At 71.9% G+C, this 16,438-nt stretch carries 15 protein-coding genes; 12 read left to right on the top strand and 3 right to left on the bottom strand.

Features of this window, described 5'->3' with window-relative positions; all coding sequences use genetic code 11:
- Positions 1-124: 124 nt before the first annotated feature.
- Positions 125-1,123 (bottom strand): LacI family DNA-binding transcriptional regulator, encoded by a 999-nt coding sequence (locus ACWDX7_RS25550; RefSeq protein WP_451490714.1) that lies wholly within the window; start codon positions 1,121-1,123, stop codon positions 125-127.
- A gap of 147 nt (positions 1,124-1,270) precedes the next feature.
- Between ACWDX7_RS25550 and ACWDX7_RS25545 the strand changes: the two genes are divergently transcribed.
- The 12 genes from ACWDX7_RS25545 to ACWDX7_RS25490 all read left to right on the top strand — a co-directional run bounded on the left by ACWDX7_RS25545 (position 1,271) and on the right by ACWDX7_RS25490 (position 13,711).
- Positions 1,271-2,533 (top strand): MFS transporter, encoded by a 1,263-nt coding sequence (locus tag ACWDX7_RS25545; protein ID WP_451490713.1) that lies wholly within the window; start codon positions 1,271-1,273, stop codon positions 2,531-2,533.
- A gap of 160 nt (positions 2,534-2,693) precedes the next feature.
- Positions 2,694-4,055 carry a Pup--protein ligase gene (pafA, locus tag ACWDX7_RS25540; RefSeq protein ID WP_451490712.1) on the top strand — a complete coding sequence of 454 codons (1,362 nt, stop codon included), beginning with the start codon at positions 2,694-2,696 and terminating at the stop codon, positions 4,053-4,055.
- 126 nt (positions 4,056-4,181) lie between these two features.
- Positions 4,182-5,123, top strand: coding sequence for an FKBP-type peptidyl-prolyl cis-trans isomerase (locus ACWDX7_RS25535; RefSeq protein WP_451490711.1), 942 nt, complete (start codon positions 4,182-4,184; stop codon positions 5,121-5,123).
- A gap of 68 nt (positions 5,124-5,191) precedes the next feature.
- Positions 5,192-5,569, top strand: a complete 378-nt coding sequence (locus ACWDX7_RS25530; protein WP_451490710.1) for an FKBP-type peptidyl-prolyl cis-trans isomerase — start codon at positions 5,192-5,194, stop codon at positions 5,567-5,569.
- A gap of 195 nt (positions 5,570-5,764) precedes the next feature.
- Positions 5,765-6,721, top strand: a complete 957-nt coding sequence (locus tag ACWDX7_RS25525; protein WP_451490709.1) for a helix-turn-helix transcriptional regulator — start codon at positions 5,765-5,767, stop codon at positions 6,719-6,721.
- Positions 6,722-6,811: 90 nt separating this feature from the next.
- Complete coding sequence (locus ACWDX7_RS25520; protein ID WP_451490708.1) at positions 6,812-7,780, top strand: helix-turn-helix transcriptional regulator; 969 nt, start codon at positions 6,812-6,814, stop codon at positions 7,778-7,780.
- 51 nt (positions 7,781-7,831) lie between these two features.
- Entirely contained in the window at positions 7,832-8,176 is a 345-nt protein-coding gene (locus ACWDX7_RS25515) for a hypothetical protein (protein ID WP_451490707.1), read from the top strand.
- Between the two features lie 26 nt (positions 8,177-8,202).
- Positions 8,203-8,403: a hypothetical protein gene (locus ACWDX7_RS25510; protein WP_451490706.1), complete on the top strand. Its 201-nt coding sequence runs from the start codon at positions 8,203-8,205 to the stop codon at positions 8,401-8,403.
- A gap of 183 nt (positions 8,404-8,586) precedes the next feature.
- Positions 8,587-8,883 carry a Sec-independent protein translocase subunit TatA gene (gene tatA, locus ACWDX7_RS25505; protein WP_451490705.1) on the top strand — a complete coding sequence of 99 codons (297 nt, stop codon included), beginning with the start codon at positions 8,587-8,589 and terminating at the stop codon, positions 8,881-8,883.
- A gap of 45 nt (positions 8,884-8,928) precedes the next feature.
- Complete coding sequence (gene tatC, locus ACWDX7_RS25500; RefSeq protein WP_451490704.1) at positions 8,929-9,885, top strand: twin-arginine translocase subunit TatC; 957 nt, start codon at positions 8,929-8,931, stop codon at positions 9,883-9,885.
- Between the two features lie 196 nt (positions 9,886-10,081).
- Positions 10,082-12,922: a DEAD/DEAH box helicase gene (locus ACWDX7_RS25495; protein WP_451490703.1), complete on the top strand. Its 2,841-nt coding sequence runs from the start codon at positions 10,082-10,084 to the stop codon at positions 12,920-12,922.
- Between the two features lie 90 nt (positions 12,923-13,012).
- Complete coding sequence (locus ACWDX7_RS25490) at positions 13,013-13,711, top strand: helix-turn-helix domain-containing protein (protein WP_451490702.1); 699 nt, start codon at positions 13,013-13,015, stop codon at positions 13,709-13,711.
- Here ACWDX7_RS25490 and ACWDX7_RS25485 read toward each other — a convergent pair.
- Both ACWDX7_RS25485 and ACWDX7_RS25480 read right to left on the bottom strand, forming a co-directional pair.
- Positions 13,708-14,691, bottom strand: a complete 984-nt coding sequence (locus ACWDX7_RS25485) for an RluA family pseudouridine synthase (RefSeq protein ID WP_451490701.1) — start codon at positions 14,689-14,691, stop codon at positions 13,708-13,710. The genes ACWDX7_RS25490 and ACWDX7_RS25485 overlap by 4 nt on opposite strands.
- Positions 14,692-14,747: 56 nt before the next feature.
- Complete coding sequence (locus ACWDX7_RS25480) at positions 14,748-16,310, bottom strand: serine hydrolase (protein WP_451490700.1); 1,563 nt, start codon at positions 16,308-16,310, stop codon at positions 14,748-14,750.
- Positions 16,311-16,438: the final 128 nt, after the last annotated feature.

The following is a 16,438-nucleotide window of genomic DNA, read 5'->3' as shown; positions in this document are numbered from 1 at the left end:
CGGTGTGGAGGGGCCCCGGTTCGCCGTTTCGGCGGGCCGGGGCTTCGTCGTGTCCGGCGCGGGGGGGGGATTTCGTAGGGGCGGTACGGATCCGGGTGCGGGGACGGTCAGGGGGTGGGGGCGGTCAGGGGGTGGGGGCGGGGCCGGAGGAGGCGCGGACGACGAGTTCGACGGGGATGTCGGGGCCGGTCCAGGGGGAGCCTTCGAGGACGGCGAGGAGGGCGGTCATGCCCTGTTCGCCGACGCGTTCGGCGGGGAGGCGTACGGTCGTCAGTTCCGGTTCGACGGCGGTGGCGAGGGCGAGGTCGTCGAAGCCGGTGACGGAGAGGTCTTCGGGGACGCGCAGGCCGAGGCGGCGGGCGGCTTTGCAGGCGCCCGCGGCGAGGATGTCGTCGTCGCAGACGATGGCGGTGGGCCGGTGGTGGGCGTCGGTGAGGGCGTGCTCGGTGGCGGTGCGGGCGCCGGGGACGCTGAGGGGGGCTCGTACGGTGCGCAGCTCGGCGTGGGGTTCCAGGAGGGCGGCCAGGGCTTCGGCGCGGACGTCGAAGGTCCACGAGTCGACGGCGGAGGCGAGGTGGAGGAAGCGCCGGTGGCCGAGGGCCAGGAGGTGTTCGGCGATCTGGCGCATGCCGTCGGCCATGGCGAGGTTGACGTGGGCGGCGGCGCCGCCGGCGGTGGGGTCGCTGTCGAGCATGACGAGGGGGAGGCCTTCGCCGCCGATGGCGTCGAGGGCGTCGGCGGCCATGGAGGAGGCGATGACTCCGTCGAGGGCGGCGCGGGCGGAGGCGAAGGGGGCGCGGGCGGGGCCGGTGCCGTCGGGTGAGGGGTAGAGGACGACGCCGAAGCCGTGTTCGGCGGCGACGCGGGCGGCGCCGGTGTAGACGCGGGCGAAGAACTCGTTGGTGAGGGCGGGGACGACGAGGAGGGCGGTGCGGGTGGAGCCGAGGCGCAGGTTGCGGGCGGCGAGGTTGGGGCGGTAGCCGAGCCGGGTGGCGGTTTCGCGGACGTGGCCGGCGGTGCGTTCGGAGACGCGGCCGCGCCATTTGTCGCCGAGGACGAGGGAGACGGTGGCCTGGGAGACCCCGGCGGCGGTGGCCACGTCCCGGCTGGTGGGTCTCGTCACGCGGTGCTCCTGGGGGTGCGGCTGGCGGGAGTGTGCGGGCGGTGCGGGGCGGTGCGGGGGAGTGGACTGGCGGGCTGGGGTCATGGTACGTATGACGGGTCGCGTTATACGTATTACTCCGGTGGATCCGGGCGGAAGGGAGCGGACATGGCCGCGGGATACGCGGAGCTGCTCAGGACCCGGCATGCCGCGAGGCTGCTGGCGGGCACGCTGATAGGCCGGCTGCCGAACGGCACCGCGCCGATCGCGATCGTGCTGTTCACGCGGGCGGAGGGCGGCAGCTACAGCCTCGCGGGGGCGCTGGCGGCCGTGTACGGAGTGGCCAACGCGATGGGCCAGCCGCTGCTGGGGCGGGCCGTCGACCTGCACGGGCAGCCCGGGGTGCAGCTGCCCGCCGCCGTGGTCTCGGCGCTCGGCATGGTGTGGCTCGCCCTGGCGGGCCCGGGGTCCACGGCGGCGGCGTACGCAGCCGTGGTCGTCGCCGGGTTCTTCACGCCGCCGCTGGAGGGCGGCCTGCGCGCCCTGTGGCCGAGCGTGCTCGGCGGCCGGGAGGAGCGGGTGCACGCGGCGTACGCGATGGACGCGGTGGCGCAGGAGGTCATGTTCACCGTCGGTCCGCTGCTGGTGACGCTGTTCGTCTCGCTGTGGTCCCCGGCCGGCGCGCTGCTCGCGCTCAATGCCATCGGTGTGCTGGGCGCCCTGTCCGTGGTGGTCTGCGAACCCTCCCGCAAGTGGCGGTCGGCTCCGCGCGAGGCCCACTGGCTGGGCGCCTTGCGCTCGCCGGGCCTGCTGGCGCTGCTGGGGGCCTTCTTCTTCGTGGGGACGGCGCTGGGGTCCATCACGGTGGCGGGCCTCGCGTACGCCGAGGACCACGGCGATCAGGCCGTGTACGGGTGGCTGATGGCGGCCCTGGGCCTCGGCGCGCTGATCGGCGGTGTGGTCTACGGGGCGCGCCAGTGGCCGGGGGCGCCCGAGCGGCGGCTGCGGATGCTGGTGGCGCTCCTCACGCTGTGCTACCTGCCGCTGACGCTGACTCCCGGCCCGGTGGCCATGACGGCGCTCATGGCGCTGGCCGGGGTGTTCCTGGCGCCGGCCATCGCCTGCGCGTTCATCGTGGTGGACCGGCATGCCCCGGTGGGCACGGTGACGGAGGCCTTCTCGTGGCTGGTGACCTTCTTCGGCGTCGGGGCGGCCATCGGTACCGCGCTCGCCGGACCGGCCGTGGAGCTGGGCGGTACGGGGGTGAGCTTCGCGGTGGCGGGCGCCGCCGGTGCCGTCTCGCTGCTCGTACTGACGGCCACTCAGCGGGTGCTGGCAACTGCGGGCAGCGGCAGGGCGGTGGCGGGCTCGCCGGAGGGGCCGTCAGGGGACTCGTCCGAGGGTGCGTCCCGGGTGTCCGCGGCGGGCTGAGGGCGGCCGGAGGGCGGTCCGGTCGCGGTGCGGCCGCAGGCCTGCCCCCGGGCTGGCCGATGGGCCGATCGGCGGCCGGGCCCGGCGTGTCATCGGAAAATGATCGGAACGTCCTCTCGAACCCGGTTTCAGAAGAGGGCAGAAGGCGTAATGTTCAGTCATGGACCGCCGCATTTTCGGGCTGGAGAACGAGTACGGCGTCACGTGCACGTTCAGGGGACAGCGCCGACTGTCTCCTGACGAAGTGGCGCGCTACCTCTTCCGCCGTGTTGTGTCATGGGGCCGCAGCAGCAATGTCTTCCTGCGGAACGGCGCCCGCCTCTACCTCGACGTGGGTTCGCATCCGGAATATGCAACTCCCGAATGCGACAACGTGACCGAGCTGGTCACGCACGACAAGGCCGGCGAGCGCATTCTCGAAGGCCTGCTCGTCGACGCAGAACGCCGCCTGCACGAGGAGGGAATCGCGGGCGACGTCTATCTCTTCAAGAACAACACCGACTCGGCGGGCAACTCCTACGGCTGCCACGAGAACTACCTGGTGGCCCGGCACGGAGAATTCTCCCGCCTGGCGGACATCCTCATTCCGTTCCTCGTCACGCGGCAGCTGATCTGCGGCGCCGGCAAGGTGCTGCAGACCCCCCGGGGCGCGGTCTACTGCGTCAGCCAGCGGGCCGAGCACATCTGGGAGGGCGTCAGCTCGGCCACGACCCGCTCCCGGCCGATCATCAACACCAGGGACGAGCCGCACGCGGACGCCGAGCGCTACCGGCGGCTGCACGTCATCGTCGGCGACTCCAACATGTCCGAGACGACCATGCTCCTCAAGGTCGGGGCCACCGACCTGGTGCTGCGCATGATCGAGGCGGGCACGGTGATGCGGGACCTGACCCTGGAGAACCCGATCCGGGCGATCCGCGAGGTCAGCCACGACATCACCGGTCAGCGCAAGGTGCGCCTGGCCAGCGGCCGGGAGGCCTCGGCGCTGGAGATCCAGCGCGAGTACTACGACAAGGCGGTGGACTTCGCCGAGCGCCGGGGCATCCGTACCGGCGTGGTGGACCAGGTGCTGGAGCTGTGGGGCCGCACCCTGGACGCGATCGACGAGCAGGACCTGGACCGGATCGGGACCGAGATCGACTGGGTCATGAAGTACCAGCTGATCGAGCGGTACCGGGGCAAGCACAACATGACCATGTCGAATCCGCGGGTGGCGCAGATAGATCTCGCCTACCACGACATCCACCGCCGGCGCGGGCTGTACTACCTGCTGGAGCGCAAGGGGCAGGCGGCGCGGATCTGCAACGACCTCAAGATCTTCGAGGGCAAGTCGGTGCCGCCGCAGACGACGCGGGCGCGGTTGCGGGGCGACTTCATCCGCCGGGCGCAGGAGCAGCGGCGGGACTTCACGGTCGACTGGGTGCATCTGAAGCTGAACGATCAAGCCCAGCGCACCGTGCTGTGCAAGGACCCCTTCCGGTCGGTGGACGACCGGGTGGAGAAGCTCATCGCGGGCATGTAGCCGCGCCGTGTGGCAGCGGCTGATCTCCGGGGCCGTGGGCGGGGTCCCCGTACGCATCTCGTACGGGGCCCCGCCCACGGCTTAGAGTGGCTGGCGACCGCTTGCCGTCTGAGATCTGAGGAACACGTGCGCCGACTTGCCGGCCTGCTTGTCGTACCCCTTCTGCTGCTGTCGACAGCGGCCTGTGGTGACGACAGCGGCTCCGACTCCGTACAGATGAAGAACGGGGTGCCCACGATCACGCAGGGTGCCAAGTTCGGGGAGAAGCCCGCCCTGTCGCAGGGGAAGGGCGAGCCGCCGAAGGAACTGAAGGTGGAGGTCATCAGCGAGGGCACCGGGCCGGCGCTGAAGAAGGGCGACATCGCCCAGGTCAACTACCTCGGCCAGGTGTGGGACGGCAAGGAGCCGTTCGACGAGAGCTTCGGCAAGGGCAAGCCGTTCGATGTGACCATCGGCGCCGGCGCCGTCATCAAGGGCTGGGACCAGGGCCTGGAGGGCCAGAAGGTCGGCAGCCGGGTCGAGCTCGTGATCCCGCCGGACCTCGGCTACGGCGCGCAGGGCTCCGGCGAGAAGATCAAGCCGAACGCCACGCTGGTCTTCGTCGTGGACATCGTCAAGGGTGCCTCCATCCCGGTTTCGGCCACGGGCAAGGAGACCGCGCAGGACAACAGGGACCTGCCCAAGATCGGTACGAACACGGACGGCAAGGAAGTCTCCGTGGCCGTCCCGAAGGACACCGCCGAGCCGGCCAAGCTGGTCTCGAACTACGTCCTGGAGGGTGACGGCGCGGTCGTGAAGGACACCGACAGCGTGGTCGTCAAGTTCAACGGGAAGACCTGGAAGGACGACAAGACCTTCGAGAGCACCTACACCAGCGACCAGACGGTCACCTGGCCGATGGAGCAGCTGTCCGTCAAGGGCCTGAAGGAAGGCCTGATCGGCAAGAAGGTCGGCAGCCGCATCCTGCTGGTCATCCCGCCGGACATGGCCTTCGGCGACAAGGAGCAGGGGACCATCCCGGCCAAGTCGACGCTGGTCTTCAGCCTCGACGTGCTCGCGGTGATGTAAGACTGTTCCGGTCGTCCCCCCGGCCACCGCTGGGAAGGGCCCGTCCATTCGTATGAGGAGCAGTATCCGTGAGCGACAAGATCGAGAAGCCTGAGATCGACTTCCCCGAGGGCGAAGCCCCCAAGGACCTCGTGATCGAGGACATCTGGCTGGGCGACGGCGCCGAGGCGAAGGCCGGTTCCCGGGTCTCGGTCCACTACGTGGGCGTGGCCTTCTCCACCGGCGAGGAGTTCGACTCCTCCTGGAACCGCGGCGCTCCGCTGCAGTTCCAGCTGGGTGTCGGCCAGGTCATCTCCGGCTGGGACCAGGGTGTCCAGGGGATGAAGGTCGGCGGCCGCCGCAAGCTGACCATCCCGGCCCGCCTGGCCTACGGCGACCGTGGCGCGGGCGGCGCGATCGCGCCGGGCGAGACGCTGATCTTCGTCTGCGACCTGATGGGCGCCTGATCGTCCGAACCCCTGACCGGGTCATCCGCGATCATGGAGGGGCCCCCGCCGTCCGGCGGGGGCCCCTCGCTTTTGCCGGGACGCGCGGGGGCGGTACGGTCAGCGCTCACGGGTCCGTCCGTGTGACGGTGACGATCACGGCGCACAGGTGACGGTGCGACGGATGTGTACGCGGAGAAGGGCGGAAAGGCGTCGATGGCGATTGCCAAGGCCGAGCGGCTGATGAATCTGGCGCTGTGTCTGCTGGGGACCCGCCGGCCGCTCAGCAAGCGCGAACTGCGCGGTTCCATCGAGGCCTACATGGAGGCCGGCAACGACGAGTCCTTCAACCGCATGTTCGAGCGGGACAAGGACGATCTGCGGGAACTCGGCCTGGTCATCGAGACGGTGGAGAACCTGGACGGCGAGACCGGCTACCTGGCCCGCCGGGACAGCAACCGGCTGCCGCCCGTCTCCCTCGACGCGGAGGAGGCCGCCGCCCTGGGACTGGCGGCCAAGGTCTGGCAGCAGGCCCGCCTCGCCGGAGCCGCCAGCGGCGCCCTGCAGAAGCTGCGGGCGGGCGGGATGCCGGAGGCGGAGGACCCGTACGCGGGGCAGCACAGCGCCATCGAGCCGCGCATCCCCGTCCACGAGGCGGCCTTCGAGCCGCTGATGCTGGCCTGCCGGGACCGCCGGCCGGTGGTCTTCGACTACCGCAAGTCCACCGCGGCACGGCCCGAGCCGCGCCAGGTGGAGCCCTGGGCGCTGGAGTGCTGGCGCGGGCACTGGTACCTGGCCGGCTTCGACCGCGACCGCGGGGCGGAGCGGGTGTTCCGGCTCTCCCGGATCACCGGCAAGGTCCGCTCGCGCGCGGCGAAGTACACCGCCGAGGTGCCCGACGTGGTCACCGTACGGGAGACCGTGGAACGCTGGGCGGGGGAGAGCGCGGAGCGGTCCGCGCGGATCCGGCTGCGCGCCGGGGCCGGCTACCCGCTGCGGGCCAAGGCCACCGCCGTGCGGGAGGGCGGGGACGGCTGGGACGAGCTGGAGATCCCGTACGGGCACGGGCTGGACGCCTGGCTGGTGGAGTTCGGGCCCGACGTCGTCGTCCTGGAGCCGGCCGACCTGCGGGCGGACGTGGTCGACCGGCTGCGGGCCGTCGCCGCCGGCTGACCGGGGCCCGCACCGCACCGCACCAGCCGTACCCGTGACCCCGTAACCGCACCACCTGCAGAGCACGCCCTGAGGGGGAGACGTACCAGCATGGCTGCCAACGCCATCGACCAGACGCGCCGGATGCTGTCCCTGGTGACCTACCTGCGCGAGCGCCCGGGGGCGCACGTCGCCGACGTGGCGCGCGCCTTCGGGATCACGGAGGACGAGCTGATCTCGGACCTCGACGTGCTCCCCATGTGCGGGACGAGCTTCCGGGGCGGGGACCTGCTCGACATCGACACCGACGGGGAGCGCATCTGGTGGCGCAATCCCGACGCGTCCGGGGAGTCCACCGCCGAGCCGCTGCGGCTCGCCGCCGACGAGGCGACCGCGCTGCTGGTGGCCGCCCGTGCGGTGGCGACCTTGCCGGGGCTGCGCGAGAGCGACCGGGACGCCCTGCTGCGCGCCACCGCCAAGCTGGAGGCGGCGGCGGGCGAGGTCGCCGCAGCCAGCTCCCGGCTGTCGGTGACCTTCGAGTCCGAGGGAGGGGTCTTCGCGGACGTCGACCGGGCCATCGCGGAGCGCCGGCGGCTGTGGCTGCGCTACTACTCGCCGGCGCGCGACGAGCTCACCGAGCGCAAGGTCGACCCGATCCGGCTCTTCGCGGTGGGGCACACGTACATGGAGGGCTGGTGCCACCTCTCGGAGGCCCGGCGCACCTTCCGCCTCGACCGGGTCGCGGAGATCCGGCTGCTGGACGAGCGGGCCGAGCCGCCCGCCATCGAGCCGCGCGATCTGTCCGAGGGGCTCGTCCAGCCGGCCGCCGAGGATCCGGAGGTCGTGGTCGAGGTGGGTCCGGGCGGGCGCTGGGTCGCCGAGTACTACCCCCACGACAGCGCCGAGGAGCTGCCCGGGGGCGGGCTGCGGATCACGTTGCGCAGCCCCGACCCGGGGTCGCTGCGCAGGCTGGCCCTGCGCCTGGGCCGCGAGGGCCGGATCGTGGCTCCCGCCGAGCTGGCGGAGAGTGCCCGCAGAGCCGCTCGAAAGGCGCTGGAGGGGTACGGGGAACAGGTCTGAGGGACGGGTCCGAGGGGAGCACGGCCGATGTCGCCAACGTACGGGCCACCCGTGTCCGGGCCGCCGGGGCCGTCGGGAGCACCGGCCGCGCCGGGGCCGCCGGACGGGAGGCCCACGGCAGGACGGACGGCCGGCCAGGAGCCAGCCGGGGCGCGGCCGGCCGGTCAGGGGTCAGCGGGGGAGGGGCCGGTCGCCTTCAAGGCGGCGTGTCCCGACTGCACGGCGCGCTTCGAGCTGGACGCGGGCGCCCTGCGCCTGGCCATCGGCGGGAGCGCCCGGACCACCTTCTACTCCTTCACCTGTCCCGCCTGCGGTGCCTCCGTCCGCAAACCGGCCGGTCAGCGCATCGTGGAGCTGCTGACCGGTGGCGGCGTGAGCACCCTGCGCAGTATCTGAGCCGGCCGGTGGCCTAGGCTCTGTCCATGCTGTGGCCGATGTTCGCAATCGCCCTGGGCTTCCTGGGGATCACCGTCCTGGCCGTCCTGGCCCTGCGGGTCTACGTGGAGGTGCGCAGACTGTCCGGGCAGGTCGCGCAGGCCAGCCGCCGGATCGCGGACGCTTCCGGGGATCTTGAGCGCGCCGCCGCCGATCTGGCCCGGGCGGGCCACGCCGCGCGCCCCTAGAAACGGGGCGAAAGGGGCGGGCCGGGCCCTTAACGGCAGACCTCGGCGCAAGCGGGGATACGCCAGGGGATTGCCGGGCGTTCACCCCCGGGGGTTACGATCCTTGCCTGAGCGGTCACCGGATTTCCGTCCGCGCCGCCCCGGCCACCACAACCAGCCGTATCGGTGAGAAGGAAGACCTACATGATCGGCAATTTGAAGCCCCTCGAAATTTTTCTGATCATCGCTGTCATCGTGCTGCTGTTCGGTGCCAAGAAGCTGCCCGAGATGGCCCGTTCCCTCGGCAAGTCGGCCCGCATCCTCAAAAGCGAGGCCAAGGCCATGAAGAAGGACGGCGAGGCCGAGGACGCGGCCGCCGCGGCCAAGGCGGCCGACCAGACCGCTCAGCCGACCGTCGCCCCGCGCACCATCCAGGCCGCGCCCGGAGACGTCACCAGCTCCCGGCCCGTCAGTGAGCCCAACCGCACCGCTCAGGGCTGACCCTTCGGGTCACGCCGGTATCTGCAACGAGACAAGGGACGTGGGTTGCTCAAGTCCACCCGCAAGCAGGGGAAAGCGGACAAGGACGCCGAAGGGCGGATGCCTCTTGTCGAGCACCTGCGTGAGCTGAGAAACCGCCTGCTGAAGTCGGTCCTGGCGATCCTCCTGATCACCGTCGTATCGGCCTTCTTCTACAAGGACCTGATCGACTTCATGCTGAAGCCGATGCTGGATTCCGTCGGCTGCACCGACGGGGTGGTCTCCCAGCGCAACGGCCGGCCCTGCGCCGACATGACCGTGAACGGTCTCATCGCGCCGTTCTCGATCGCCCTGAAGGTCTCGCTCACCGCCGGTGTGGTGCTCTCGGCGCCGGTGTGGCTCTACCAGCTGTGGGCCTTCACCGCCCCCGGCCTGCACAACCACGAGAAGAAGTACGCGATGAGCTTCGTCGCGGTCGGCGCGCCGCTGTTCGGCGCCGGCGCGGTGCTCGCGTACAAGGTCCTTCCGCAGACCGCGACGATCCTTCTCGACTTCACCCCCGAGCACGCACGCAACCTGCTCCCGGTCGACGACTACCTCGACCTGGTCACGCGCATGGTCGTGGTCTTCGGCCTGGCCTTCGAGCTGCCGCTGCTGCTGATCCTGCTGAACTTCACCGGGGTGCTCACCGCGAAGCGGCTGGCGAGCTGGTGGCGCGCCATGATCCTCGGCATCACGGTCTTCGCCGCCTTCGCGACGCCCACCGGTGATCCGCTCACCATGCTCTCCCTGGCCGTCCCGATCGTCTCCCTCTACTTCGTCGCGCTGGGCGTCTGCATGATCAACGACCGCAGGCGGCGGCGCAACGACCCCGACGCGGGCCTGGCCGACGACGAAGCCGCCGAGCTGGACCTCACCCCGGCGCCGGTCGGCCGGATCGAAGCGGTCGCGGCCCCCGCGGCCCTGCCGGGGCAGGACGACGGCGGACGCCAGCGGATCAACGGGTACGACGACGCGACCTGACCCGCCGGGACCGGGCGGCCCCGGCCCGGCCCCCGGCCTGAGCCTGGCGGACCCGGTCTGACCTGGGCAGAACCCGTCCGGGCGAGCGGGGCCGACGGTTGCGGAGCGGTCGCGGCGGGCGGCCGTAACGGCCTGGCGGGGTCCGCTTAAATGACCGCGACTGTTGTCAGAGGCGGCGGGTAGGCTCGATGACAAGATGACCGAAGAACTCTCACCCGCCGAGCGGTACGCCGCTGCCCGGATCCGCGCCGCCGAAGAAGCCACCGCCCTGGCCCCCTTCCGTGACATGTACGAATTCGACCTGGACCCGTACCAGGTCGAGGCATGCAAGGCGCTGGAGTCCGGCAAGGGCGTCCTCGTCGCCGCCCCGACCGGCTCGGGCAAGACCATCGTGGGCGAATTCGCCGTGCACCTGGCCCTGCGGCAGGGCCGCAAGTGCTTCTACACGACGCCCATCAAGGCCCTGTCGAACCAGAAGTACGCCGACCTCGTCAAGCGGTACGGCGCCGACAAGGTGGGCCTGCTCACCGGCGACAACAGCGTGAACTCCGAGGCGCCTGTGGTCGTGATGACCACCGAGGTGCTCCGCAACATGCTGTACGCGGGCTCGCAGTCGCTGCGCGGGCTCGGCTACGTCGTGATGGACGAGGTGCACTACCTCTCCGACCGCTTCCGCGGAGCCGTCTGGGAGGAAGTGATCATCCACCTTCCCGAGTCGGTGACCCTGGTCTCCTTGTCGGCCACCGTGTCCAACGCGGAGGAGTTCGGCGACTGGCTGGACACCGTGCGCGGCGACACCGAGGTCATCGTCTCCGAGGAGCGGCCCGTACCGCTGTGGCAGCACGTCATGGCCGGCCGCCGGATCCACGACCTCTTCGAGGAGGGGTCCGACCACGGAGGCCGCAGTTCCGCACGCCGGGAGGTCAATCCCGACCTGCTGCGCATGGCGCGCGACGAGAACAGCCGCACCTACAGCCTCCAGGACCGGCGGCGCGGCAGGATGATCCGCGAGGCCGACCGCGAGCGCGAGCGGCGCGCCCGCGGGCGGATCTGGACGCCCTCCCGCCCCGAGGTCATCGCCCGCCTCGACAACGACGGGCTGCTGCCCGCCATCAACTTCATCTTCAGCCGCGCCGCCTGCGAGGCCGCCGTCCAGCAGTGCCTGTTCGCGGGCCTGCGGCTCAATGACGACACCGCGCGCCTGCGGGTCCGCGAGATCGTCGAGGCCCGCACCGCCTCCATCCCCACCGAGGACCTGCACGTCCTCGGGTACTACGAGTGGCTCGAAGGCCTGGAGCGGGGCATCGCCGCGCACCACGCGGGCATGCTGCCCACCTTCAAGGAGGTCGTGGAGGAGCTGTTCGTACGCGGCCTGGTCAAGGCCGTCTTCGCCACCGAGACCCTGGCGCTGGGCATCAACATGCCCGCGCGCACGGTCATCCTGGAGAAGCTCGTCAAGTGGAACGGCGAGCAGCACGCCGACATCACCCCCGGTGAGTACACCCAGCTCACCGGCCGGGCCGGTCGACGCGGCATCGACGTCGAGGGCCACGCGGTGGTGCTGTGGCAGCGGGGCATGGACCCGGCGGCGCTGGCCGGGCTGGCGGGCACCCGTACGTATCCGCTGCGCTCCAGCTTCAAGCCCTCCTACAACATGGCCGTGAACCTGGTCCAGCAGTTCGGGCGGCACCGTTCGCGCGAGCTGCTGGAGACCTCCTTCGCGCAGTTCCAGGCCGACCGCTCCGTCGTCGGGATCTCCCGGCAGGTGCAGCGCAACGAGGACGGCCTGGAGGGCTACAAGGAGGGCATGACCTGCCACCTCGGGAACTTCGAGGAGTACGCGCGGCTGCGCCGCGACCTCAAGGACCGCGAGACGGACCTGGCCAAGCAGGGCGCGGCCCAGCGCCGGGTGCAGGCGGCCAGTTCGCTGGAGAAGCTCAAGCCGGGCGACATCATCCACGTGCCGACGGGCAAGTTCGCCGGGCTGGCGCTGGTCCTGGACCCCGGGGTCCCGGCCGGGCGGTCCAACGGCCACCGCGGGCACGAGTACGCCGAGGGCCCGCGCCCGCTCGTCCTCACCGTCGAGCGGCAGGTCAAGCGGCTGGCCTCGATCGACTTCCCGGTCCCGGTCGAGGCCATCGACCGGATGCGGATCCCCAAGACCTTCAACGCCCGTTCACCCCAGTCGCGCCGCGACCTGGCTTCGCAGCTGCGCAGCAAGGCCGGGCACGTGGCGCCCGAGCGGCGGGGCCGCGGGCGGGCGGCGGCCGCCGACGACCGTGAGATCGCCCGGCTCCGTGCCGCGCTGCGCGCGCACCCCTGCCACGGCTGCGAGGAGCGGGAGGACCACGCCCGCTGGGCGGAGCGCTACCACCGGCTGAAGCGGGACACCCAGCAGCTGGAGCGGCGCATCGAGGGCCGGACGAACACCATCGCCCGCACCTTCGACCGGATCCACGCCCTGCTCACCGAGCTGGACTACCTGCGCGACGATGAGGTCACCGTGCACGGCAAGCGGCTCGCCCGGCTGTACGGGGAGCTCGACCTGCTGGCCTCGGAGTGCCTGCGCGCCGGGGTCTGGGAGGGCCTGAACCCGGCCGAACTGGCCGCCTGCGTATCGGCGCTGGTCTTCGAGGCGCGCCAGTCCGACGACGCCGTCGCACCGAAGGTGCCGGGCGGCGCGGCGAAGGCGGCGCTGGGCGAGATGGTCCACATCTGGGGCCGGCTCGACGCACTGGAGGAGGAGCACCGCATCAACCAGGCGGAGGGCGTGGGCCAGCGCGAGCCGGATCTCGGCTTCGCCTGGCCGGTGTACCAGTGGGCCTCCGACAAGAGCCTGGACGAGGTGCTGCGCGAGGCGGAGATGCCGGCCGGGGACTTCGTGCGCTGGTGCAAGCAGGTCATCGACGTGCTGGGGCAGATCGCCGCCGCCGCTCCCTCCGGCTCCGGTGACAGCGGGAGCACGGTGGCGCGAAATGCCCGTAAGGCCGTGGACGCACTGCTTCGGGGTGTAGTGGCCTACAGCTCGGTCGGCTAGCCGCTTTTGGGGCTTCCTCTGAGAGCGGTGATGGCGTGATCTGATCTCTTGCCATGATCGGTTCGGGGTGCGCTGTGCGACGATCGGACCATGAGTGCGGGAGCAGACGAAGGACCGAGACGGGTCGGTCGACCACGCGCCGATCAGCTGAGACCGCAGAGTGACAGGCCGCCGCGCGAGGAACTCCTCTGCGCGGCGGCTGAGCTGTTCACCGTCCAGGGATACGCGGCGACCACCACGCGGGCGGTGGCCGAACGGGCCGGGATGCGCCAGGCCACCATGTACCACTACTTCGGCGGCAAGGAGGAACTCCTCGCCGAACTCCTGGAGTCCACGGTCGCGCCCTCGCTGGTGCTGGCCCGGCGGCTGCTCGCGGACGCCCGGCGGCCGGCCGCCGAGCGGCTGTGGGAGCTGTGCCGCTCCGATGTGCTGCTGCTGTGCGGAGGGCCGTACAACCTGGGCGCGCTCTACCTGTTGCCCGAAGTGGGAGGGGCCCGGTTCACGCGCTTCCGCCGGATGCGCGGTGAACTCAAGGACGCCTACCGGGTCTTGCTCGCCGGGACTTGCGTCGGTACCGAACTGGCCGGGGACAAGGCCGGGCTGGAGCTGCGCAACGATCTCGTCTTCGGGCTCATCGAAGGCGTCATGCTGATCCACCGGTGCGATCCCGCACGGCCCGTGTCGGTCTTCGCGCACGCCACCGCCGACGCCGCGCTGCGGATCGCGGGCGTCGGCGCGCCCCAGGTCCCGGCGCCCCGCGCCCGGAGGGACTTCGACGACAAGGCCTAGAGTCCGGACGCGGGCTGGAGCCCGGGGCCCGCTTGCCAGGCCGCGTGGTCCTGCCAGGCCTGGAGGGTGAGGCCGCTTTCGAAGCGGTGGGCGGCGCCGGTAACCGGGTCGGTGAACTCCAGGACCCGGGCCAGGAGCTGGAGCGGGCGCCGGTAGTCGTCCGGGGCGGGATCGGTGACCCGCGGATACACCGGATCGCCGAGGATCGGCAGCCCGAGGCCGTTCATGTGGACCCGCAGCTGGTGGGTGCGGCCGGTGAGCGGGGTCAGCCGGTATCGGCCCAGGCCGCCCCGGACCCCGGTGAGCTCGATCCGGCTCTCGGCATTAGGCGCTCCGTCCGGGACCTCGGCCGCCGCGATGACCCCGCGGGTCTTCTCGATGCGGCTGCGGACCGTGCGCGGGAGGGTGAGCGCCGGATCGTGGGGGGCGACGGCCTCGTACTCCTTGTGCACCCGCCGCCGCTGGAAGAGCAGTTGGTACGCGCCGCGGTCCGCGGGACGGATGCTGAACATCACCAGGCCCGCGGTCAGCCGGTCCAGGCGGTGCGCCGGACTGAGGGCGGGCAGGTCCAGCTCGTCCCGCAGCCGCGCCAGGGCGGTCTGGGTGACGTGGCTGCCGCGCGGCGTGGTCGCCAGGAAGTGCGGCTTGTCCACGACCAGGAGGTGCGGGTCGCGGTGGACCACGCGGATCGGGAAGGGCACGGGCGGCTCGGCCGGGAGGTCCCGGTGGAACCACACGTAGGCGCCGGGTTCGTACGGGTCCCGCGCGTGCAGGACACGCCCGCCGGAGCCCAGCACCCGGCCGGCGTGCAGCAGCCGGGCGATGGCTTCGGCGCCGGGGCCGCCCGCGTAGTGCGCGGTGAGGTAGGCACCGAGATCCGGCCACAGCCCGTCCGGGTCCGCAGGCAGGCGCAGCCGCACCGGGTCTATGCCGGCGCGCTGGGGGAGGGGCGAGGGGGGTGCCACGGCTCTGCGTCTCATCGGTAACAGGCTATGCCCGCCGGGAGCCGGGCCGGGCGGCCCGGCCCGGCCCGTGGTCAGGATTTCCGGAAGGTGCCCAGGCGGTCGGCGTCGAGGTACTCGACGCGCACCGTGCCGTCGGCGAAGGTCACCCCGGTGCGGCCGACGGCGTTCTCGCCGGTGGTCTCGAAGCTGAAGGTGTCCCCGTCGTAGTGGGTGAGGGGGAAGCGCAGGGGTTTGGGGCCGAGGGAGAGCGTGAGGGCGTTCTTGTCGTCCGCGGTGACCGTGAGCCTGCCGTAGTACGGGTTGTCGTAACTTCCCGTGTACGCGGAGCTCTCCCGGGCCGGCTTCCCGCCGGCGGGCGGGTGCGCGTAGTCGGTGGTCGAGCGGTTCGCCTCCTCCGCCTGGGCGTAGAGCCCGCCGGCCAGGCCCAGCCAGTCGGCGGTGGTCTTGCCGTGCTCGGCGAAGTCGAAGAAGTCCAGGGCGACGGCGTCGGCCAGGCCGACGGGAGCGCCGTTGGTCAGGACGACGATGCCGAGCTCTTCCAGCGGGAGCATGGTGACGTTGGTGTTGGCGCCGAGCTCGAAGGCGCCCGAGTGGCTGAGGCGCAGCCGGCCCGCGTCGTCGTAGGAGACGTTCCAGCCGAGCCCGTAGAAACCGGTGCGGGCGGCCGGACCGGAGGGCGGCTGCGACACGATCTCCGGCTGGTGCGTGCGGGCGAGGGTGTCGGCGGGGACGATCCGCTGCCCGTCGAGGACCCCTTCGGCCAGTTGGAGCCGCAGCCAGCGGGACATGTCCCGGGCGGTCGAGCTGACCCCGCCGGCCGGGGCCTGGGCGTCGGGGTCGCGGACGAAGCGGGGGCTCCAGGTGCCGTCGGGGTTCTTGACGTGCGTGGCGGCGTGGTCCGCGGCGCGGGTGAAGGCGGAGAACTCGGTACTGGTACGGGTCATCCCGGCGGGCTTGAACAGGGTGTCCTCGGCGAGCTTCTGCCAGCTGGTGCCCTTGGCGCGGGCGACGGCCTCCGCGGCCGCGGTGAGGCCGAAGTTGGTGTAGGCGTAGCTCGCGCGGAAGGGGGTGAGGGGTTCCAGGCGCAGGTGGTCGAGGACGTACGACTGGTCGTAGCCGAGGTCTTCCAGGAGGTCGCCGGCGTGGTCGGGCAGGCCGCTGCGGTGGGAGAAGAGGTCGGCGGTGGTGACGTGGGCGGTGACCCAGGGGTCCTTGAGGGAGAAGCCGGGCAGGGTGGTGCGGCGGTCCCACTGGCCGGGGTCGGTGAGGGTGCCGGCCACGACGGTGGAGGAGACGGGCTTGGAGAGGGAGGCGATCTGGAAGACGGTGTCGGGGCCGACGGGTCGCGCGGGGGCGGCGGGGGTGCCCGGCGCGCGCTCGCCGGTGCTGCGGACACCGAAGCCCTTGAGGTGGACGACCCGGTCTCGGTGGACGACGGCCACCGAGACGCCGGGGACGCCGGTGCTGCGCATCATGTCCTGGACGGTCCCGTCGAGGCGGGCGACCGCCCGGTCGACCTGAGCATCCGTGATCCGGGGTTTCGGCTGGGGCGGGGGACTCGGGGCTGCGGTCGCCGCCGTCGTGGCGAACAGCACGGCGGCTCCGGCCGCGGCGAGTGCGCGGAGCGTACGCATGAGGTCAATTCTCCCGCAGGGTGCCCGGGGCGGCGCGGCGAGCGGATGCCCGCGCGTGGCCGGAGCGTGTCGGCCGGTGCCGTGCATCGCAGGGCGGAGGGGTTTCACGCGGTGCGGGCGAGCCCGGA

The organism is Streptomyces sp. NPDC003034, from assembly GCF_053591375.1.
The sequence above is the reverse complement of the archived record's forward strand: the minus strand, read 5'-3'. Positions and strand labels throughout refer to the sequence as shown.